At 44.4% G+C, this 21,058-nt stretch carries 21 protein-coding genes and 1 tRNA gene; 10 read left to right on the top strand and 12 right to left on the bottom strand.

Going from position 1 to position 21,058, the window contains the following annotated elements; genetic code table 11:
• Window positions 1-40 precede the first annotated feature (40 nt).
• Entirely contained in the window at window positions 41-337 is a 297-nt protein-coding gene (locus ABIC15_RS09975; RefSeq protein ID WP_354020597.1) for a hypothetical protein, read from the bottom strand.
• A 274-nt stretch (window positions 338-611) separates the two neighbouring features.
• Entirely contained in the window at window positions 612-1,424 is an 813-nt protein-coding gene (locus ABIC15_RS09980) for a D-alanyl-D-alanine carboxypeptidase family protein (protein ID WP_012369425.1), read from the bottom strand.
• Between the two features lie 235 nt (window positions 1,425-1,659).
• Here ABIC15_RS09980 and ABIC15_RS09985 point away from each other — a divergent pair, with 235 nt between their 5' ends.
• Both ABIC15_RS09985 and ABIC15_RS09990 read left to right on the top strand, forming a co-directional pair.
• Window positions 1,660-2,205 (top strand): methyltransferase family protein, encoded by a 546-nt coding sequence (locus ABIC15_RS09985; protein ID WP_012369424.1) that lies wholly within the window; start codon window positions 1,660-1,662, stop codon window positions 2,203-2,205.
• A 22-nt stretch (window positions 2,206-2,227) separates the two neighbouring features.
• Window positions 2,228-3,712, top strand: a complete 1,485-nt coding sequence (locus ABIC15_RS09990) for a phytoene desaturase family protein (protein ID WP_354020598.1) — start codon at window positions 2,228-2,230, stop codon at window positions 3,710-3,712.
• 47 nt (window positions 3,713-3,759) lie between these two features.
• On the opposite strand, the gene ABIC15_RS09995 is transcribed toward ABIC15_RS09990, so the two are convergent.
• From ABIC15_RS09995 to ABIC15_RS10005, 3 genes are read right to left on the bottom strand one after another with little or no spacing between them, the layout of a single operon-like run.
• A complete protein-coding gene (locus ABIC15_RS09995; RefSeq protein ID WP_012369422.1) occupies window positions 3,760-4,320 on the bottom strand; it encodes a histidine phosphatase family protein in 561 nt (186 codons plus the stop codon).
• A gap of 13 nt (window positions 4,321-4,333) precedes the next feature.
• Entirely contained in the window at window positions 4,334-5,014 is a 681-nt protein-coding gene (locus tag ABIC15_RS10000) for a response regulator transcription factor (protein ID WP_354020599.1), read from the bottom strand.
• Window positions 5,015-5,018: 4 nt separating this feature from the next.
• Complete coding sequence (locus ABIC15_RS10005) at window positions 5,019-6,380, bottom strand: sensor histidine kinase (RefSeq protein ID WP_214766625.1); 1,362 nt, start codon at window positions 6,378-6,380, stop codon at window positions 5,019-5,021.
• 152 nt (window positions 6,381-6,532) lie between these two features.
• Here ABIC15_RS10005 and ABIC15_RS10010 point away from each other — a divergent pair, with 152 nt between their 5' ends.
• The gene (locus tag ABIC15_RS10010) at window positions 6,533-7,099 is read left to right on the top strand and encodes a YdhK family protein (RefSeq protein WP_354020600.1); all 567 of its coding nucleotides are present in this window, start codon (window positions 6,533-6,535) and stop codon (window positions 7,097-7,099) included.
• A 43-nt stretch (window positions 7,100-7,142) separates the two neighbouring features.
• On the opposite strand, the gene ABIC15_RS10015 is transcribed toward ABIC15_RS10010, so the two are convergent.
• A tRNA-Val gene (locus ABIC15_RS10015) sits at window positions 7,143-7,215 on the bottom strand.
• A gap of 143 nt (window positions 7,216-7,358) precedes the next feature.
• Window positions 7,359-7,985 carry a nitroreductase family protein gene (locus ABIC15_RS10020; RefSeq protein ID WP_114596911.1) on the bottom strand — a complete coding sequence of 209 codons (627 nt, stop codon included), beginning with the start codon at window positions 7,983-7,985 and terminating at the stop codon, window positions 7,359-7,361.
• A 195-nt stretch (window positions 7,986-8,180) separates the two neighbouring features.
• On the opposite strand from ABIC15_RS10020, the gene yhfH reads away from it, so the two are divergent.
• The 4 genes from yhfH (at window position 8,181) to ABIC15_RS10040 (ending at window position 11,043) form a co-directional block, all read left to right on the top strand.
• Window positions 8,181-8,327: a protein YhfH gene (gene yhfH / locus ABIC15_RS10025; RefSeq protein WP_251135546.1), complete on the top strand. Its 147-nt coding sequence runs from the start codon at window positions 8,181-8,183 to the stop codon at window positions 8,325-8,327.
• A gap of 205 nt (window positions 8,328-8,532) precedes the next feature.
• Complete coding sequence (locus ABIC15_RS10030; protein WP_354020601.1) at window positions 8,533-9,381, top strand: polysaccharide deacetylase family protein; 849 nt, start codon at window positions 8,533-8,535, stop codon at window positions 9,379-9,381.
• Between the two features lie 12 nt (window positions 9,382-9,393).
• On the top strand, window positions 9,394-10,044 hold the full coding sequence (locus ABIC15_RS10035) for a YkyA family protein (RefSeq protein WP_354020602.1): 651 nt from the start codon (window positions 9,394-9,396) through the stop codon (window positions 10,042-10,044).
• Between the two features lie 93 nt (window positions 10,045-10,137).
• Window positions 10,138-11,043 carry an EamA family transporter gene (locus ABIC15_RS10040; protein ID WP_354020603.1) on the top strand — a complete coding sequence of 302 codons (906 nt, stop codon included), beginning with the start codon at window positions 10,138-10,140 and terminating at the stop codon, window positions 11,041-11,043.
• Window positions 11,044-11,071: 28 nt separating this feature from the next.
• Here the strand turns inward: ABIC15_RS10040 and nagE are convergent, their stop codons facing one another.
• From nagE to ABIC15_RS10055, 3 genes are all read right to left on the bottom strand, one after another.
• On the bottom strand, window positions 11,072-12,580 hold the full coding sequence (gene nagE / locus ABIC15_RS10045) for an N-acetylglucosamine-specific PTS transporter subunit IIBC (protein WP_354020604.1): 1,509 nt from the start codon (window positions 12,578-12,580) through the stop codon (window positions 11,072-11,074).
• Between the two features lie 159 nt (window positions 12,581-12,739).
• Window positions 12,740-12,937 carry a CsbD family protein gene (locus ABIC15_RS10050; protein WP_354020605.1) on the bottom strand — a complete coding sequence of 66 codons (198 nt, stop codon included), beginning with the start codon at window positions 12,935-12,937 and terminating at the stop codon, window positions 12,740-12,742.
• A 146-nt stretch (window positions 12,938-13,083) separates the two neighbouring features.
• The gene (locus tag ABIC15_RS10055; protein ID WP_131504292.1) at window positions 13,084-14,286 is read right to left on the bottom strand and encodes an ornithine--oxo-acid transaminase; all 1,203 of its coding nucleotides are present in this window, start codon (window positions 14,284-14,286) and stop codon (window positions 13,084-13,086) included.
• 174 nt (window positions 14,287-14,460) lie between these two features.
• On the opposite strand from ABIC15_RS10055, the gene ABIC15_RS10060 reads away from it, so the two are divergent.
• On the top strand, window positions 14,461-16,518 hold the full coding sequence (locus ABIC15_RS10060) for an EAL domain-containing protein (protein WP_354020606.1): 2,058 nt from the start codon (window positions 14,461-14,463) through the stop codon (window positions 16,516-16,518).
• 85 nt (window positions 16,519-16,603) lie between these two features.
• Here the strand turns inward: ABIC15_RS10060 and ABIC15_RS10065 are convergent, their stop codons facing one another.
• Complete coding sequence (locus tag ABIC15_RS10065; protein WP_354020607.1) at window positions 16,604-17,998, bottom strand: basic amino acid/polyamine antiporter; 1,395 nt, start codon at window positions 17,996-17,998, stop codon at window positions 16,604-16,606.
• Window positions 17,999-18,116: 118 nt separating this feature from the next.
• On the opposite strand from ABIC15_RS10065, the gene ABIC15_RS10070 reads away from it, so the two are divergent.
• Window positions 18,117-18,800: an MgtC/SapB family protein gene (locus tag ABIC15_RS10070; RefSeq protein WP_354020608.1), complete on the top strand. Its 684-nt coding sequence runs from the start codon at window positions 18,117-18,119 to the stop codon at window positions 18,798-18,800.
• Window positions 18,801-18,908: 108 nt separating this feature from the next.
• On the top strand, window positions 18,909-20,543 hold the full coding sequence (locus tag ABIC15_RS10075) for a peptide ABC transporter substrate-binding protein (protein WP_354020609.1): 1,635 nt from the start codon (window positions 18,909-18,911) through the stop codon (window positions 20,541-20,543).
• An 88-nt stretch (window positions 20,544-20,631) separates the two neighbouring features.
• Here ABIC15_RS10075 and ABIC15_RS10080 read toward each other — a convergent pair whose 3' ends face one another.
• On the bottom strand, window positions 20,632-20,889 hold the full coding sequence (locus tag ABIC15_RS10080) for a hypothetical protein (protein WP_012369405.1): 258 nt from the start codon (window positions 20,887-20,889) through the stop codon (window positions 20,632-20,634).
• Window positions 20,890-21,058 lie beyond the last annotated feature (169 nt).

Raw genomic sequence — 21,058 nt, forward strand, 5'->3', positions numbered from 1 at the left:
AAAAAATCCTCCCCTCTTGATGAGGGAAGGATTTTTTTGATTATTTTTCGAGCAATTCATCTGTCCGATCAATCGTTCCATTATGTTTCGCGACCAGTCCATCCAGTACGGATGGTTCGAATTCTTCCCCGATTGCAATGATTCCCGTCTTACCAGGTGGAATCACACCAAGTGTCCGTTTAAATGTTTCTTGAACAGCTTGATTCTCTTTTAAGTCTTTTGATCCGCCAATCAGCATCCCGGTCATCGAACCTAATAAAATACCGAACGGTCCCCCGAGAATCCCGACTGCCATACCGATTAAAGAACCTTTAAAGGCTTTGTTGGAGCCGCTCAAGTCGACAGCATCTTCAAAGGAAAAAGCTCCGCTTTCACTTCGTTTAATGACAGCGATTTGTTCAAAATCGACTTGGCCATTCGCATGATATTTCTTTAATTCACTGAATACCTGATACTAGGTCGCTTCTTCTTCAAATGTAAAGGTCATGATATGGTGCTTTTCTTCTTTTTTCGCCACAACTTTCCACCTCTTTCGAAAAAAGACAGACCGCTGCTGCTGACGATGAGGAATACACCATTTCTTTACCATTTAAAGCTTGAAGTGAAACCTGTTACGGTGTACTTGGTTTACCCGGTGCCAATTGATAGTATTCTTCCATTGTCAATCCGGTCATTTTCAGCTGCGCCGCAAGCGTTGCTCCGACATAACGGTAATGCCAACTTTCATATGTGTAGCCTGTCCATGATTCTTTTCCGAGCGGGTAACGGAGATGGAATCCAAAACGGTGGGCATTGGCAGCCAGCCATTTTGCTTCTTTTGTACTTGAGAAGCTGAACTTGGCATATTTTGATGAATCGGCGCCTCCGATATCAAAACCCAGTCCTGTTTGATGTTCACTTTTTCCCGGCTGGGCACTGTACGTGCTGGCTTTCTCAAAACCATCCCGTGCCACATATTTTTCAAATAAGGCTTTTTGATACGCATATGAACGGTATGTACTGAATGCGACCAGCGTAATCTTTTCCGCTTTGGCAGCCCGTTTCATTTTTTCAAATGCGGCCCGTGCAACTGTACTTTCTCCCGGCGCATACGTCGAACGTAACGGAAGATTTGGATTAACGATTAATGTCTTGCCGATGCGTAACCCACCGATTTGTTGATCGGTCAGTAAATATTTTGTACTGGCATACCCTGTCTGTGTTCCATAACGAACTTTTGACCATGTCCCGAGTCGGCTGATTTCATTGACATAGACAGTAGTCGGAATCACTGCGACGACTGCTTTTGTTGTCGAAGCCCCGCTTCGAAGATTGAGCGGTGTTTTCGCCTGGCGGTAACTGGATGCTTCTGCGGCCAGTGAAAAACTGACGAGTGAGAGGAGAATCGCCAGTAACCCGATCACCGTTTGCTTTAATTTTTTCATATCTCTTAAAACTCCTTTTTTCCAAAACAGGGTAATTAGTCTTTAATTTTAGAATAACATTCATTTCAAAATGCCACCATTTTTTGTACAGGTGTAATCAAAATGAATTAATTCTCAGTTTGCCAAAAGAAGCTGGATTGTCCGACACAAGGATTGAATGTTCAGCCTTTCGGGTAAAGATTTCTTGTATGCGTTTTCTTTAAATAATGATTAGTATCAGTCAGGGGCGAATCTTATGACCATTTTAGATAAAGTGTTCATTGCCGTCTCTCTTCTTTGGTTATTCGAATTGTTTCTGTTCCGAAACCGTAAGAAGGAACCTTCTCCACTGGAAGAACGGCAAAGTTTTTATTGGATTTTAGCTACGTTAATCACCACAATCCTTTTTTCCGTTCTGTTCAGTGATTCAATTCGACTTCCCTTGTCACGTGAAATCGGATTGCTCCTTTTGACTTCCGGTGTCGTTCTGCGCTATTGGGGGATTTATCATCTCAAGCATCAGTTCACCCGCCATGTTGCTGTCAATCCGGGCGACCGGCTTGTCAGCACGGGTCCTTATCGGGCATTACGCCACCCCCTCTATTCCGGTCTGTTTTTTATCACGTTAGGTTTCCCGTTATACTTCGGGAATTTGTTTGTCACGTTATGTGCCGGAATCCTGATGTTCATCGCTTTGCTTCACCGTATTCGAATCGAGGAACAGATGTTAACCAAAGGATTTGGTCCTGCTTACACGGACTGGGCCCGCAAAAGAAAACGTTTGATTCCGTTTATTTACTAAAACATAAGGAGATGTGATTTTTTTGAAGAAACAGGCAGTCGTTATTGGAGCAGGTTTAGCAGGTATGTCAGCAGCAATCCGCCTTGCGGGAGACGGTTATGAAGTCACGATGCTAGAACAAAATGGAAATGTTGGCGGGAAATTAAACCAACGTAGCGGCCAAGGATTTACGTTCGATACCGGTCCTTCAATCTTGACGATGCCTTGGGTACTCGAACAATTGTTTACGAGCGTCCACCGTCGACTCGACGACTATTTGGAAATCGAACGCATCGAACCGCAATGGCGGACTTTCTTTGAAGACGGTACACAACTTGACGTCAAAGGCGATCTCCCGGGAATGCTTGAGGAATTTAAAAAAGTTTCCGATCAAGCGGATTTCGTCGAATTGTTCAGTTATTCTAAAAAGATGTATGACCTGTGTTTAGACAGTTTCTACAAATACAGTCTCGAAGATTTAAAAGACTTAAAAAAATACCATACGATGTCTGAATTACTTAAGATGGATCCACTCAATACAGTAGCAAGCGGTACAAAAAAACATTTGAACAACAAATATCTGGAGCAGCTGTTTAATTATATGGTCATGTACGTCGGATCCAACCCTTATGAAGCTCCTGCTGTCTTCAATCAAATGATTTATGTTCAGATGGGTCTCGGCATCTATTATGTCAAAGGTGGTATGTACAATATCGCCCGTGCCATGAAGACGGTGCTTGACGAACTCCGGGTGACCATTCACGTCAACACACCTGTCGCACGTGTCGTCACAGAAGGCAAGCGTGCAATCGGCGTGGAAACGACAGACGGTACATTTTATCCGGCTGATGTCGTCGTCTCGAACCTTGAGGTCATTCCGACCTATCAACATCTCATTTCAGAGAAAAAAGGACCAAAACAGGCTAAAAAATTAAATCAGTCATTCGTGCCTTCCGTTTCCGGTCTTGTTCTGTTACTTGGGGTTAACCGTGAATACAAAGACTTGAAACACCATAATTTCTTCTTCTCTGATAATCCGGAACGGGAATTTGCCCAAATGTTCAAGGATGGTGTTCCGCCAGAAGATCCAACGATTTATGTCGGTGTTTCTTCTAAATCCGATGCGTCACAGGCTCCTGAAGGAAAAGATAATTTGTTCGTCTTGACACACGTGCCACCACTGACGAAACAAGATGGAAAAACCGATTGGGATGCGTACCGTGAAGTCGTCCTCGATAAATTGGAACGGATGGGACTGACTGATTTACGCGAATCGATTGAATTTGAATACCGCTTTACACCAGAAGACTTGAAATCCCTATATGGTCCGAACGGTGGCTCGATTTATGGTGTGGCAGCCGATCGGAAAAAGAACGGTGGATTTAAGATTCCATCGAAGAGTGATCTCTACGAAGGTCTCTATTTCGTCGGTGGTTCCACACATCCAGGTGGTGGTGTCCCGATGGTCACCTTATCAGGTCAGCTGACAGCTGATTTAATCCAAAAACATGAAAAGGTAAAAGCATAATCAAAACAGGAGAAGGTCCCTTATCGAAGGGACAATCTCCTGTTTTTTTAGTTATGCTGACAAACTTCTTCAATCTGAAGGAAGGTTTCGTCTTTAAATGTCATTTGATACACAGCCGGCATCTTTAGCGTTTTCCAGAACGCATATCCATATGCCGGATCAAAATGTTGCATTAATAACACCATGATATTCCCGTGTGTTCCGATGACGACGGTTTGATCTTTATGTTTTTCTAGTAATCGTTTGATTTCAGGCACGATCCGCCGTTGTGCCGTAACGTTTGATTCACCTCCATACGGATTTTCATCCGGATGTTCCCATACATAACCGACAGCCTGTTGAAAATCCGGCAGTTCTTCGGGCGCCAATAACCGTTCTTGAAAAGCCGCTGCTTCTTGAATGACTAATCCATATTGTTCTGCTAAAGGCTGGACCGTCTCAATCGCTCGCCGATACGGACTCGCGTAAATCTGGTCCGGTTTAATCCCTTCAAAAAGAGTCGTCAGTTGTTCCGCATCGTATCTCCCTTGTTCTGATAAAGGACGCGCTTTTTCGTCTGTAGAATAGGTCGAATGCGCATGACGGACCAAATAAATTGTCGTTGTCATTTCAATTCTCCTTTTAGCTGTCTTTTGTCTGCTCCAGTAAACGATAACCCACACCTCGGACAGTCTCCAAATACTCATCGATTGGAAAACCGGAACGGCGCAATTTCTCACGAAGATGACGCATATGAGAATCAATCGTTCGTGGTTCAATCGATTGATCATTGCCCCACAGCGACAAAACCAATTGTTCTCTTGATAAGACGCCATTCACGGACGTCAAGAGTTTTCCTAAAAGTTGAAACTCTGTTTTCGTCAGTAAGATTTTTTGTCCGTCGAATGTACAATGATATCCTGCGACGTCATACTGCAGTCCATGAAATGCATACTGCTCCCGCTTTTCTCGACCAATCAACAGTTCGATTCGTCCTAATAATTCTCCTTCATGAATCGGCTTTGCCACATAATCATCTGCACCGACTTTGCGCCCCCGTAGCACATCTTCCATTTGATTCCGCGCTGTCACCATAATGATTGGAAAATCAGCCATTCGTCTTATATTTTCACACAACGTCCATCCATCCATATCGGGCATCATGACATCGAGTAAGGCCAAATCGATGGGAACGGTCTTGACGATGTCGAGCGCTTTTTCGGCCGTGTCGGCTAAATGACATGTATGACCATAGGGTACCAGATATAACTTCATTAATTGAAGCATCCGTTGTTCATCATCAACGATTAAAATTCGAGCCATTTCTTCACACCTTCCATTGAATCATCACACTCGTCCCGGCATTCTTTTCACTCTTGATATCTAATGTCGCATCGTGTGCTTGAACGATTGCCAAGGCAATCGTCAAACCAAGCCCTGATCCGCCCCGGCTTCGTGATCGTGACGGTTCACTGCGGTACAGACGTTTTGTCACATGGGGTAAACTTTCTTGACTGATGCCGCTTCCTGTATCACGTACTTGAAAATACGGTCCTGTTTCATTCCTGCCGTATCGGACGACGATTTCACCGGTTGCTGTATATTTTTTTGCGTTATCTAATACATTTATCAGCACTTGCTTGAGCCGAATTTCATCTCCTGCTATCTCTACCGGTTCCCCTGATACATGCAAATGCAGCCCTTTTTCTTCAATTGCAGGTCGCATTTTCTCTGTCGTCGAGACAATCAATTGATCGAGCGCAAGCGGCACTCGTTCGACTGAGAATGCATTCGTATCGGAACGTGCCAGTAACATCAGCTGTTCAATCAATGTGCTCAAATGATCGCTTTCTTCTTTGATAATCGACAGATAAGCTGTTTTTTCAGATTCCGGCAAGTTTGGACGATGTAATATATCTGCATAACCCTTCATGTAGGTCAGCGGAGTTCGAAGTTCGTGCGAGATATTTGCTAAAAATTCTGTCCGTTCACGATTCAAAAAATCAAGATCTTTTGCCAACTGTGTGATGGAGCGTGCCAGTGCCCCAAGCTCATCCGAGCGGTTTACCGGTAAATCCACGTCAAGGTTTCCTTCTTTCAACTTGGCCGTCGCACGCTCCATCTCAATGAGTGGTCTTGAAATCAATCGTGTACACAGCACGACAGTCGTAAGCGATAGAAGGACGGCAATGATACCAACTTGAATGAATTGTTGTCTTAACGGGTCGACGACTTGTTGAATTAACGTTTCCGGAGCAAACATGAAGACATGCCCACGATGAACACCTGAAATCGTGATTGGACTATCTGTCATAAAAAAACCCTTCGTTTCCGCTTGAGCTCTTAAAATCCGATCTTTTCGTTGTGTTTGAAATTCCGTATGGATAAGCTCTACTTTCATTTTGGGAGTAAGTGGATGCGAAGCCTTTAAAATTTTTCCTTTTTGATCCGTGATAACGACGGTAAATTCGGATGCTGATTCCATCAAACTGACATGTTCCAATGTTTCCGCATGAAATGATTCCTCGAGGACATCGCGGTGCGTGTTCCCTCGGTTCAGCAAACCGAGGACCACTTCATTCGTCCTTTGATTCACAAGGTTTAAATAGAGGGTACTGAACAGAATGCCGCCGATGACAAGAATGGCAGTCAAAAAAAGTAGACCAATGTAGTATGAAATATGCCGCACGCCCTGCTCCTCCTTTTTCTTCACTATTACGATACACTTTTCCAATGACTCATTCAGTCAGGTAATTGAATTGTCACTCTTTCTGCACGGTTTCTGCACGAAACACGGGTATAGTAGTCACATAACCAAATTACTACAGGAGGTCAATTTTCATGAAAAAACAACTACTCGTTACATCACTCGCTCTTTCTGCTGTCCTAAGTTTAGGTGCCTGCGGATCTGATTCCAATTCCTCTACTTCACACGATACGCATGATAATAAGAACGATTCCCATGCAGGGATGATGCATTCAAGTGATGGGAAAATTCCCGCTGGACTGAAACAAGCTGAAAATCCGAAGTTTAAAGACGGATCAGACGTCCTTCTGTCCTCTGATCATATGAAAGGGATGGATGGCGCAAAAGCAACAATCGTCGATTCATTTGATACAACAGTATATGAAGTCAGCTATACACCAACGAACGGTGGTAAAAAAGTCAGTAATCATAAATGGGTGATTCAGGAAGAACTCAACCCGGTTCCGGCTTCACCGTTGCAAGCAGGTGATGAGGTAACTTTAGCGGCTGATCACATGAAAGGGATGGATGGTGCAAAAGCGACCATTGATCAAGCCGATCAGACAACCGTGTATATGGTCGATTTTAAACCGACAACCGGTGGAAAAACGATTAAAAATCATAAATGGGTGACAGAAGATGAACTTCAAACCAATGATTAAAACAAAAAAACCCGCTCATCCAAGGATGAACGGGTTTTTGGTATGATTCTGACTGGGCTCGAACCAGCGACCTCTACCCTGTCAAGGTAGCGCTCTCCCAGCTGAGCTACAGAATCATGATGCAGTACGTTATGTACTTGCTAGGACATGTATTAATATAGCAAGAAACTAACCATCTGACAAGTACTTTTCTAAAAAAATATGAAAAATAAAAATGAACGGGGCTGAACTCAATGTTGATTCAGCCCCTCTCTTTTACTTATAGAATAGTCGTCACTTGATCGACCGGTAAACGGAGCGCCGGACGTTTTTTCGCGTCTTCGACTGCTTTCCCGACAGCAATCAACATGACCGGGACATAACGTTCGTCTGTAATAAACGTTTCTGTAAAGAGTTGGTGATTGAATCCGCCCATCGCGAGTGTCGAGAGTCCTTTTGCTTCAGCAACTAGCATCAGTTGCATCGCAGCTAAACTTGCGTTTGACATGGCTGCATCTCTCGCGTAAGCCTCGCTTTGATAAGCCCCTTCTACTTGTCCTTTGATCGAGTCAAACAAGTCTTCCGTCATGCCTCCTGCTTCTACAGCTGGTCCATAAACCGGATTATAGTTTCGGTTTGCCTGTAAATCCCCTAGTACGGCAATGACGACGGAAGAAGAACTGATGGCCGGCTGATTGTAAGCGATTGGAGCTAATCGTTGTTTCGCTTCTTCCGAATGGAAGGCAACGAAATGCCAATGTTGCAGGTTCCAGGCACTTGGCGCAGCTGTCGTCAATTCAACCAATTCTTGTACTTCTTTTTGTGAAAGCGTGAATGTCTCATCGTAATGACGAACTGACCGGCGTTCTGTCAAAATCGATAGTGTGTCAGATAATGTTTGATTCATAATGATCCCCCTCTAGGTACATCTGTTTACTATGTTATCGTATCATCCTCTACGCTTACCTGTCATATGACAAGACTTGCTAAAGAATCTTCTGTTATAAAACAAAGATTGACATACCGCTTCTGTACTAGTACAATAAAATAAATTCAGTGTTGTTTGCTGGTACATCCATATACTAAGAGGAGGAACACAATCATGGAACAACCCCTTTACCAAGAGACCTCTCCCGAGTTTTACCGTCAACTTCCGGTCAAAACCTGCTCCCATTGCGGAAAAGAAATGGATGAACAATGCGAATCGTATAAAACAGAATGTGATGAGTGTGCTGTTACAGAACACTAATCGCAAATTTGCTTGAAGAAGGAAGTCTACCGTAGCGGATGGACTTCTTTTTTTGTTTGAAAATATAACATTATTTCTATCTTAATCAACTTTTTTTGAATTACAGGTTCTCCAGTCATCTTTTTGTAATATTTTCGTTACAAATGAAACAGACAAAATGTTACATTTAACTCATAACATTTTCCGTAAAGGAGCTCAGACATCAATGGATTCATACAACTCAGGCAATCCCATCGGACTTGGTCCAAGATACCGAAAACCCAAACGAAAGTATTTCGCTAAGCTTTTGATCGTGCTGGCGCTGATTCTTCTTCCGATTGGCGGTTACATCGTTTATCAGTACTTGACTTCGACACAACAACAAGCGAGCGTAAAAACCGTCCAATCTTTACAGGAAGTTCCGACTCCGAACCTGGACAAGGCACGCGTCGAGAAATGGAACGGGATTACTAAAAAAGTGGCGTATCTGACATTTGAAGACGGACCGACCGCTTTGACTTCAGACATCTTGAAATCATTAAAAGAACAAGAAGTTAAAGCGACTTTCTTTTTGATCGGAAGTAACATCAATGAGCAACCGGATGTCGTCCGCTCGATGGCAAAGGCTGGACATTACATCGGACCACACAGTGAAACTCATGATTACGACACGTTGTATAAGAAAAAGCAGTATGTTCCCGAGATGCTGCGGGTACAGAAACAAATCAACCAACTGACGAATCACAGCCCGTTGTTGACACGTCCTCCTTATGGATCAACACCCGGCATTACCAAGTCGATTGCAAAAGAGATCGAACAGGCGAAACTTCGGGTGTGGGACTGGTCGATCGATTCGATGGACTGGTACTACAAAGACAGTGCGAAAGAAGTTGCGAAAACCGTTATCAACCGGGCAGAAGATCCGGTCGAAATCATCCTGTTACATGAACAACCGCAAACATTGCGGGCATTGCCTGCGATCGTCGCCGGACTAAAGAAAAAAGGATATCAATTTTCCGTCTATGATGAAGACTTTCATATCCCGTATAATTTCGCAAAATTCTCTAATTTGTAAGGAGTTACTTTCATGATCAAAAAACGGATGATTTTTAATAGCTGTTTCACTTGTCTCGGCGTCTTGTTTCTCAGTGCCTGCTCGAGCGATCCCGCTGCTTCGATATATAACCAGTTGGAAGAACAGGCCAAGTTTGAACGAAAAGCCGCAGCGATTGCTGAACAACGGACACGCCAAGACGAAATTTCCGTTAATACGTATCAAGCCGTTCTCGAAGCCGGAGCCGATGACATCAAACGGGCACAAAATGAACGGGAAGAATTAACCGCTTCGAATCAAGATCGTGTCGATTTGTTAAAGCAGGAAAAAACCATTCGTACCCGTGCTTTTGATGAGTTGGATCTTTCGGAACTAACGGGCAGCTTATCTTCGTTACCCGCCGCTAAAAAAGACGGGACCGCTCTTATTAAGGCCTTTAAAGAGCGGGAGAAAGCTTTTGATACGTTTTTAAAACGTTACACGGCAGCAATCGCGTCAGAAAAGAAAGTGCTCTCCTACTTGACCGAAAAACCGAACTTCGTTAAGATTGACGAAGCGACAGCTGATTTAAACCGGACTTCCCGTCAAGCGACAGAAGCACTCAAAACCTTTAATCGATTGACCGTCCGATACAATGAATTAAAGCCCGTCTTTTATAAAAAGGCTGGACTCAACATTAAATAACTCACACAGGTTGCAACCAAACCCTGTCCAAAAAACCTGGACAAGGCCCCGTTGCAACCTTTTTTGTGCGTTCTAAAACATGGAGGAATCTGTATGAATCGTTCAAAAGCAACACTTTTCGTCTTAATCGGCGCCATTAGTTACGGCGTCCTGTCGACAATCGTCAAACTGGCTTACGAGGCAGGATTTAATTCAGCCGCTGTTTCCGGAAGTCAATTTTTCTTCGGATGGCTGATGATTTTTGTCTTAGCCCTGCTGTCAAAAAATCTTCGTCTGAATCCGAAAACAGCTCTTACTTTAATGGCAATCGGGATTTCAAGCGGCACGACCGGTTACCTGTATTATCAGAGCCTACAAACCGTCTCCGCTTCAGTCGCCATCATTCTCCTCTTCCAATTCACATGGATTGGTGTCGTGATTGATTCGATTTTGGCAAAACGTCTGCCGTCGCGTTCTCATTTCTTGTCTGCCGTCCTATTGATCGGCGGTGCCATTTTAGCGAGCGCTGCTTATACGAGCGCCCTTGACGTGCGCGGTACGTTGTTCGGACTCGGCGCAGCCGTCAGTTTCTCGATCTTCCTGCTTGCGAGCGGACGGGTCGCAAACCATGTACCGGTCATTAAAAAAAGCTTTTATATGATGACAGGCGGACTTCTGTTCGTCATGATCATGTATCCACCTACGACATTCTTGACTGCAGCGAATTTCGAACAAGGACTGATCTGGTATGCCCTTCCGCTTGGTCTGTTTGCCTTAATTTTACCACCGCTGTTGTTCGCAGCAGGAGCTCCACACCTAAGTCCTGCCAGCGTCTCACTGCTTGGTGCAGCAGAACTGCCGACTGCCGTCATTTGTTCCGTCCTCATCCTCGGAGAGCATCTTTCCGGTTCACAGTGGATTGGGATCATCATCATACTGATTGGGATTTTCTATCCGATTTATATCAGCAGTTTGAAACAGTCGACCAGCTCTGCCCCACGTCAAAACGACCTTTCCTGATTAATCAGGAAAGGTCGTTTTTTTGACATTATTTTTGACGTTTCATCGCATCAGCGACAAATTCAACATCCGTCCCAATGATGATTTGGACATTTTTTGCCCCCATCTTCATGACACCTTTTGCGCCTGCCGCTTTAATCGCTGCTTCATCAATGATAGTCGAATCTTTCACTTGGAGACGGAGACGTGTCGCACAGTTATCAATCGATGTGACGTTTTCCGTTCCTTGTAATCCCGCAAAAATCCGGGCTGCTTGTTGCTCATACTTATCGTCCGATACCCCTGTGACCGGTCCTGCATCCGTCACAAGTGTTTCATCTTCACGCCCTGGCGTCTTCAAATCAAATTTCGTGATCATGAAGTAGAACAGGAAGTAATAGATGACCGCGAACACCAGACCGACGACCAGTAAAAGTAACGGCTTTGTCGCGATTCCGAAGTTCAGGACATAATCGATGAATCCGGCCGAGAAGGAGAATCCGTGCAGTATACCGAGCAGGTTGACGACTGCCATGGAAACACCTGTCAATACGGCATGAATAACATATAATACCGGAGATAAGAACATGAACGAAAACTCAATCGGTTCCGTAATCCCTGTCAGGAATGATGTTAATCCAAGACCAATCATCGCCCCTGCGACGGCTTTCCGATTTTCTTTGCGTGCCGCCATGACCATGGCTGCTGCTGCAGCCGGTAAAGCGAACATCATGATCGGGAAAAATCCGGCTTGATAAATACCGGCTGTCGGATCTCCAGCGAAGAAGCGTGCGATATCTCCATTCGCAATTGTTCCATCCGCTTTTTCATATGAACCGAAGACAAACCAGAAAATATTGTTCAAGACATGGTGAAGACCGACAGGAATTAACAGACGGTTGAAGAATCCAAACAGTGCGGCCCCTCCTGCTCCAAGGCTGACCATCCATTCTCCCGCATTATTGATTCCGTCTTCAATGAACGGCCATAAGTAACCAAAGACAAACGCTAAGACCAGCATAGCGGCTGACGTGATGATCGGAACAAAACGGCGTCCGCCGAAGAATGCTAACCAATCCGGTAATTTAATATTGTAAAATCGGTTGTACAACAAACCGGCAACGATACCGGCAATAATTCCGCCGAAGACAGCCATGTTGACCATTGATCCTAAGGTTGCCTGATTGGCAATGGAACTTAAGGTCGCTCCGTCCACTTTCGTCGAGGAGTCATTGACAATGGCGGCGATTGCATCGTACTTAGCCTGAATTTGAGCGTTCGAATAATCCTTGTTCATGGAGTCGACACCCGTTTTTAAGACCAGATACCCGACTGCTCCTGCCAAGCCGGCAGCGCCACTTGCATCAATCGATAATCCGATCGCGACACCAATCGCAAAAATTAGTGGAAGATTATCAAAAATCGCACCACCTGCTGCCACCATTAACGGAATATCCAACATATCGGCTGAACCGAGTCGAAGGACAATTCCCGCGGCTGGTAAAACGGCGATCGGCAGCATTAAAGCTTTACCGATTCGTTGAAGAAACTGCAACATATACTTCATCCTTTCCTAAATAAAAACAAATAATGACATGACGATGAAAACGCTTTAACATCTATTATTATTCCACATACACGTCTAAATGACTAGACCTTTATACATATTTTTCCATAAAAAAAGATCCCTTTAGATAAGGGACCTTACGGGTACAGATTAACGACGATTCGTATCTTCGAGATTCTGTTGAACATTACCAACTGTTTTTTTAGCATCGCCTTTAAGCTGATCTTTTTTGCCTTCACGTTCTGTTGATTTATCTCCTGTTGCTTTTCCGAGCGCTTCTTTCGCTTTTCCGGCAACTTTATCAACTAAACCATCCGTTTTTTTGTTTAATCCGCTATCATGTGACATGTTCATTACCCCCTATTTTTTTTAACGCATAGTAGTATGTTCCCACCTGAAACAGATTCAAACATTTCTCTGCTCTCATTTGCTCCCAGTCTTAGGGGTCCATCAATCGAAAAACTCCCTATCGCTTTCCGATAGGGAGTGGACTGTCACTGTGCAACCGAGACGCCGAGGACTTGTTCAATCCGTTCGAATGCCCAGTCTAATTCTTCTTTTGTGATGACGAGTGGTGGTGCAAAACGAATGACTGTCTCATGTGTTTCCTTGCAGAGCAATCCTTTTTCTTTTAATGCTTCGCAATACGGACGAGCAGCTTCTGTCAATTCGACACCGATGAACAGTCCACGTCCACGAACTTCTTTAATCATCGGATTGTCGATTTCTTTTAGACGGTTCATAAAGTATGTTCCGAGCTCAAGTGAACGTTCTGGCAACTTCTCTTCTTCCAAAACTTCGAGTGAAGCGACAGATACCGCACAGGCCAATGGATTCCCACCGAATGTCGAACCATGCGATCCAGGATTAAAGACACTCAGGATATCGTGGTTGGCAGCCACACAAGAAATCGGGAACACGCCGCCACCCAGTGCTTTTCCTAAGATGTACATATCTGGTGTTACATTGTCCCAGTCCGAAGCAAACCATTTACCCGAACGGCCCAGTCCTGATTGGATTTCATCCGAGACGAGTAGTACGTTTTGTTCCTTACAGACGTCTTGAGCATCTTTCAAGAATCCTTCGTACGGAATCAGGATACCCGCTTCACCTTGGATCGGCTCAACGATGAAGGCAGCTGTATTTTCCGTGATGGCACCTTTCAGTGCTTCCAAATCCCCGTACGGAATCGTTTTGATGCCCGGTAAGAGTGGTCCGAATCCGCGTTGATATTCGGCTTCTGTTGACATCGAAACAGCCGTCATCGTCCGACCATGGAAGTTTCCTTCGCAGACGATGATTTCGGCATCTCCCGGAATTTGTTTGACTTCGTACGCCCAGCGACGTGCTGCCTTGACTGCCGTCTCGACCGCTTCCGCTCCCGTATTCATCGGCAGGACCATATCTTTTCCTGTCAATTGCGCGACCTTTTCATAAAAGAATCCGAGCTGGTCATTGTGAAAGGCGCGGGATGTCAGCGTAATTTTATCCGCTTGCCGTTTTAAGGCTTCGATGATTTTCGGATGACGGTGTCCTTGGTTTACAGCTGAATAGGCACTAAGCATATCCATATACTCGCGGCCTTCCGGATCTTTAACGAAAACCCCTTCTGCCTCCGAGATGACGATTGGGAGTGGATGATAATTGTGTGCCCCGAATTTCTCTGTCTGTGAAATAATTTTCTCTGTTTGATTCATGATAAATCCCCCTTTTTTCACTTAGAGAACGCTTTCATTCTGATTATAACAGATTCAAACAGATAATCTTCAATCGAAATACAGGATTTATCCGCATGAAAATTGAATATACTGGGAATAGACAAGACAAGTGAACCGTCATCTCTGATCATTTAAAAGGAGTGTGCGTCCGTAATGGATCGTTCGACCATTAATTCCTATGAAACTGTCATGCAAGGATTTCCCTTACCTGCATTTATTCTGCACGTCGATTTAACTGTTCATTCCTGGAATGAGGCTGCCGAATCCTGCTGGGGCTGGTCGGCACAAGAAGTTATCGGACAATTGATTCCGCTCCTTGATCCGGAAGATGCTGCGTTCAGTCGGCAAATCTGGCATTCATTTTTAAAAAAACGACAATCGATCCAATTACCGAATACAACATTTCTGCATAAGTCAGGTGAACATTCAGCAGCGACGTTACTCGTCTCACCGCTCTTTGATGACAAAAATGAGCCGTTTGGTGCTTTTTTCTGTCAGTTGCCTTCTTCTACTCAACAAAATGCAAGCAAACCGTTATTCCAGGGATTGATGGATTTACGATATGCGTTTGATCAAATCGCTTGTGTCGCCATCTTCGACGCACGGGGAACGATTCAATATGCCAATGCCAATTTGACGGATATTACGGGTTTTTGCCCACACCTGTTGCTCGGTCAACCTTGGACGATATTACTAGATTCGTCTGAAGACGTCCTTCCCATGATTCGCTCTCAAATCAAGAAGAAAAAAGCCTGGTCCGGGAAGCTGTCCATATCGACACAGGATGAGTCTAAAAAAGTGTTTCATGCCACTTTGATTCCGGTTTATGACGTAAACGGTGTCCGTTTCCAACATCTTTTCATTGGTACCGATATTACGGAAACCGAACATCTCGAACAGGAACTTGATTTTTTAGTCCATCATAATGAATTGACCCATCTGCTGAATAGACGTGGCTTTCTTCGGGAAGGTCAGGTCTTATTCTCCAAAGCATCTGATGATCTCCCGATCTCACTCATCTTATTTGATATTGATCGTTTTAAAGTCATCAACGATTCCTTCGGGACACATGTCGGCGACCAACTTTTACAAGCGTTAGCCAAACGTTTGTCCGAACATGCAAAACAGCTGTTAACGTTCCATCCGACGAGTGACTTGTTTGGTGTGGTGCTCGAAGTCACAGACCGGAATGCCTTGTTCCAATATGCCCGGAAACTGCAACAAGTATTGCAACGTCCCTATTATATTAATGGGCATTCCTTAATCATCTCCTGTACGTTCGGAATTACCGTCTATCCTTCGGAAGCCAAATCACTTGAAGATTTGTACCGTCGTTCGGAGATGGCCCTGTATGCCGGAAAATCAATCGGCACAGGAACAATCCAGTATTTGACCCATGAAATGGATGAGCAGTTCACCCGGAAATTACAGCTCGAACGCTCATTATTTACGGCTTTAGAGGATCAAGCCCTTCATTTAGTCTATCAACCCATCATCAACTTGAAAACCAAGCATGTCGATGGTTTTGAAGCGCTGTTGCGTTGGAATCATACGGCACTCGGGAGCATTCCTCCGGATGAGTTCATTCCCCTTGCCGAAGAAGCGGCTTTGATTACACCCATCAACAACTGGGTCGTCATCGAAGCCTGCGAACGACTCGCACTTTGGCAGAAACAGATTGCACCTGATTTGACGATGGCCATCAACATTTCACCGCATCAGTTCCAAAGCGATTCGTTTGTCCGGACCTTACAGCATGTCGTGTCTCAAAAAAAGATCGATCCCCGATTCGTGACACTCGAACTGACGGAAAATATCGCAATTTTACAGACACAGCGGACAATTGAACGGATGCAACTGATCCAAGCGCTTGGTTTCCGATTATCGATTGATGATTTTGGAACAGGTTATTCTTCCTTACAATATTTGCGTGCTTTTCCGATTGATGAACTCAAGATCGATAAAGTCTTCATTGACGGCATCGATTTAGGAGAAAACGGGTTGCTCGACTCAATCATTCAACTTGGTCAAAACTTAAAGTTGAATCTGGTCGCAGAAGGCGTCGAAACGACGACTGCCCTGAGTTATCTGGAAGCGACCGCCTGCCAGCAGATGCAAGGATTCATTTTTTCCGAACCGTTGTCTGTTGAGGAAGTAGAACTGCGTTTTGGTTCATCCAATCCTGAAGAACCGGACAATAAGGACAACTAAAAAACAGGAGCCGGACTAGACTCCGGCTCCTGTTTTTCGTATAAAGACGGTTTTTGAAGTCCGCCGATGAGATTCGTCCATTGTCTTACAATTGAATTTGTCCACCGATCATCCCGTAAACTGCAACCGCAGCTAAGATAATTAAAATTCCACTCGCAATCATTTCGTAACGCGACATACCGCCCCGCTTCTGCTCCCGCTCCGCCATCAGATAGGCGATGATACCCGGTGCATAGACGAGGGCTGCGATGACGATATACCAAATCCCTGAAGCGTAGACGAGCCACAGTGAATAGGCGGCGGCAATCGTCGAGAAGATCAGCATCTTTGTATTGCGTTCTGCCCGTGAAAAACGGACACTGTACACGGCAGACAACAGATACGGCAACAATGCACAAATTCCGGCAATACTGGATAAGACTAAATACGTCTGTGCAGAAAATAAGGCGATACCTGCAACGAACTGGGTCGCAATTTGAGTGATCAGCAACGCACCGACCGGCGCCCCTTTCCGGTTCGTTTTGGCAAAGAACTTTGGAAAAGCACCGTCTTTAGCCACGAGATAAGAAATTTCAGACGCCAGAATCGTCCATCCGAGCAGTGCTCCGGATAACGAAATGATCAGTCCGACCATAATCAACGTTGCTCCAAACGGACCAATCGCAGCTTCGAGCACATAAGCCATTGTTGGTTCTTGTAATCCTGCTAACTGTTCCTGGTTCAAAACACCGAGCGATAAGACGGAAATCAGGATGTAGATGACAAGTACTCCGACAAGCCCTACGACTGTCGCCTTCCCGACATCACTCCGTTTGCTGGCGCGTGTCGACAAGACGACAGCCCCTTCAATCCCGACGAAGGCCCAAAGCGTCACAAGCATCGTTCCTTTGACTTGCGTAAAGATACTGCCTAATTCCGTTCCTTCTCCCCAAAAATTCAGGTTAAACGTCTTCACATTAAAAGCAATTGCTACCAATAAAATAAAAATCAAAATGGGAACGAGCTTTGCGATCGTCGTAATCAGGTTGACAAGTGTCGCTTCTTTAATCCCGCTCGAGACGATGAAAAACAGTCCCCATACGACAACGATACTCATCACTAACAAAAATACACGATTTTCTGATGAGAAAATCGGGAAAAAGTAACTGAGTGCATTAAAGACCAACGTTATGTTGGCAACTGTCCCGATCCAGGCCGAGACCCAATATCCCCAGGCGCTGTTAAAACCGACAAATCGTCCGAATCCTTCACGGGCATATGCGTAAATGCCGCCTTCAAGTTCCGGTTTACTGTTTGCCAAGTGTTGAAAGACCAGCGCCAGCATAATCATGCCAAGACCAGTAATTCCCCATCCGATTAGAATCGGACCTGCACTCGCTTTTTGAGCCATTGCTCCCGGCAGATTGAAGGCACCTCCACCGACCATCGATCCAATGACCATTGCGGCTAAAGCAAAAAAGCCGATTTTTTGTTGATTCATCCTCTAACACGTCCTTTATTTCTTGTATATCTATTCATATCAAACGTATATTAATTCGAAAGACACAAAATTCATTATAACAAAATCAAAGCCATTGTAAAGAAAGGATTTGATCAATATGAATTGGATCCATTCGTTCCAACTAGAGGACTTTTTTAAATTGATGATAGCCGCACTGTTCGGTATCATCATCGGATTCGAACGCGAAATCAAAAATAAGCCTGTTGGTATACGTACTAGCCTCGTAATTACCCTGATCAGTTGTCTGTTAACCATCGTATCCATTAAGTCTGTCGTGCTGTACAGTACGATTGCCCCCAATGTCCAAATGGATCCGATGCGTCTTGTCGCTCAAGTCGTCGCCGGAATCGGCTTCATCGGCGCCGGCGTGATTTTAAGACGTCCGCACGATATCGTCAGTGGTTTGACGACTGCTGCCATCATTTGGGCAGCCAGTGGAATTGGCATTGCACTCGGAGCTGGCTTTATCCTAGAAGCCACGTTTTTAGTCCTCTTTTTATTTTTTTCATTGGAAGGACTGACTTGGGTCATGAAGCGGGTCAACAATAGTCGATTCGAAGCTAACGTCATCGTTGCCCACCTGACTCTCGCAGCGGATACGGATGCTCAAACGGTCAAAACAGCATTAGAAAAAAAAGGAGTCCGCATTACTAATATCCGGTTACGCGGTCATGCGCGGCAGTTGACTTTACGGATGTATTCTCCTCATAAACTGACGATATTCATACTTTATGACTACTTGAAAACACTCAGAATTGAGCATATAGACCTTGATCAATAGAAATTGTCAGAAAATTTGTGTTGCATTTTTACTCGCTTTCACTTAAATTTACATTATGTTCACACTTTTCTGAAATCATTTCAATCTAATCGGGGGGTCATCTTTCATATGAAGAAACAAACTAAAATTGCCTTTGCTGGACTATCCAGCATGGCGCTGCTCGCAGTAGCAGCTTGTGGCCAAAGCAATGAATCAGATGGAAACTCTTCTTCCTCAAAAGAAAAAAAACAAGAGATGACACTCATCTCGACTACGGATGTGCCACAACTTGATCCAACAAAAACAACGGACTCAACATCCATCATCGTCACGAACAACGTCTTTGAAGGTCTCTACCGTCTTGACGGCGACAACAAACCGACTGCCGGAATCGCAGAAAGTGTCGAAGTATCAGATGATAAGAAAACATATACATTTAAACTCCGTAAAGATGCCAAGTGGTCAGATGGTTCAGCTGTTACGGCAGACGACTTCATCTACTCTTGGAAACGTGCACTCGATCCAAAAACAGGAGCAGAGTACGCATACATCCTTCAGGATTTAAAAAATGCTAACAAAATCTTAGCCGGTGAAGCAGAACTCGATTCGCTCGGTGTCAAGAAAGTAGACGATCAAACTCTTGAAGTGCAATTGGAAGCTCCGGCTCCATACTTCCTCGGATTGACAAGTTTCCCTACTTACTTACCACTCAAGCAATCGTTTGTCGAAGAAAAAGGCGACAAGTTTGCGACAAACGTCGACTCGATGCTCTTCAACGGACCATTCATTTTGGATAAGTGGCAATCTAATTCCGGTTGGACATATAAGAAAAACCCGGATTACTGGGATAAAGCAAACGTCAAAATGGAAAAAATCGATGTAAAAGTCGTTAAAGAAATTTCGACTGGTGTCAACTTGTTCGAGTCGAAAGACGTCGACTTCGCACCTATCACATCGGAGTTCGTCTCACAATACGAAAAATCCGACAACTACAAGACACGTCCAGATGCACGGATCAACTTCCTCCGATTCAACCAAAAAAATAAAGCACTTAAAAACGAAAACATCCGTAAAGCGCTTGCACTTGGTTTTGAAAAACAAGGAATTACAGACGTCATCTTAAATGACGGTTCAAAACCGGCTAACTTCATCGTCGCAAAAGACTTTACATTTACACCGGATGGCGAAGATTTCCGTGCCAAGTACCCGGATCTCCAAAGCTTTGATGCAACAGAAGCGAAAAAATCCTGGGATGCCGGCCTAAAAGAACTCGGTGTCAAAACAGTAGAACTCGATATGTTGTCACGTGATGAAGATGCCTTCAAGAAAGTTTCTGAATTCTTAAAAGGGGATCTCGAGAAAAACTTACCGGGTCTTACTGTCAACATCAAGCAGCAGCCGTTCAAAAACTTCCTTGACCTCGAGTCTAAAGGTGATTATGACATCTCTGCTGCCGGTTGGGGCCCTGACTATCAGGATCCAATGACGTTCCTCGATATGTGGTTAACAGGCGGAAGCTTTAACCGCATGGAATATTCGAACAAAGAATTCGATAAGATGATCAAAGAAGCAAAAGCAGAGCCGGATGAGGCAAAACGTTGGTCAACACTCCAGGAAGCTGAAAAAATGCTCTTGGCAGAAGACTATGCGATTGCTCCAATCTACCAAAAAGGTGAAGCGTACTTGCAACGTGCGAACATCGACAAACTATATCGTCACCCATTCGGAGCAGATATGAGCTTCAAATGGATGGAAGTAAAATAATTATTTCCTTACCGGTTGCCAATTTTTCCTTTGGTGACCGGTTTTTGTATACAACAAAGACCCCTTCTGCCGGAGCCGATCGGGGTCTTTACTGTGCGATTTGTTTATAAAATTCGATTTCTTCCCGCTGTCCTTCTTCGACAGCACGGAAAAATTCAGCAAAAAATGCGTACAAGACGGTTCGTTCCTGATAGGTCGGACCTGCCTGTCGAATGACTGAAAACGCAAGATTTCGTAACTGACGTTTTGTACGTCGATTATTCGGCAGTTCATGAAACTGATCGATAAACGAACGGTACACATCAGCAATCAATTTTTCATGACCTTCAAAATATGACTTATCCATTGAATCTGTCCTTTCTGATTGTTCTCTTCTTTTCTACGGAGTATCCTCCTGAAAAGTTTCATCAAGCTACACTTTTCACAAAGATATAAGACCTACTATAACAAGGATCAAATAATGATTCAACCGGAAAACTATTAAGAAAAGGTAAAGTCCACGTCATCACCTTTCG

Origin of the sequence: Exiguobacterium sp. PvP048 (genome assembly GCF_040549175.1) — a bacterium.
Lineage (GTDB): Bacteria > Bacillota > Bacilli > Exiguobacteriales > Exiguobacteriaceae > Exiguobacterium_A > Exiguobacterium_A artemiae.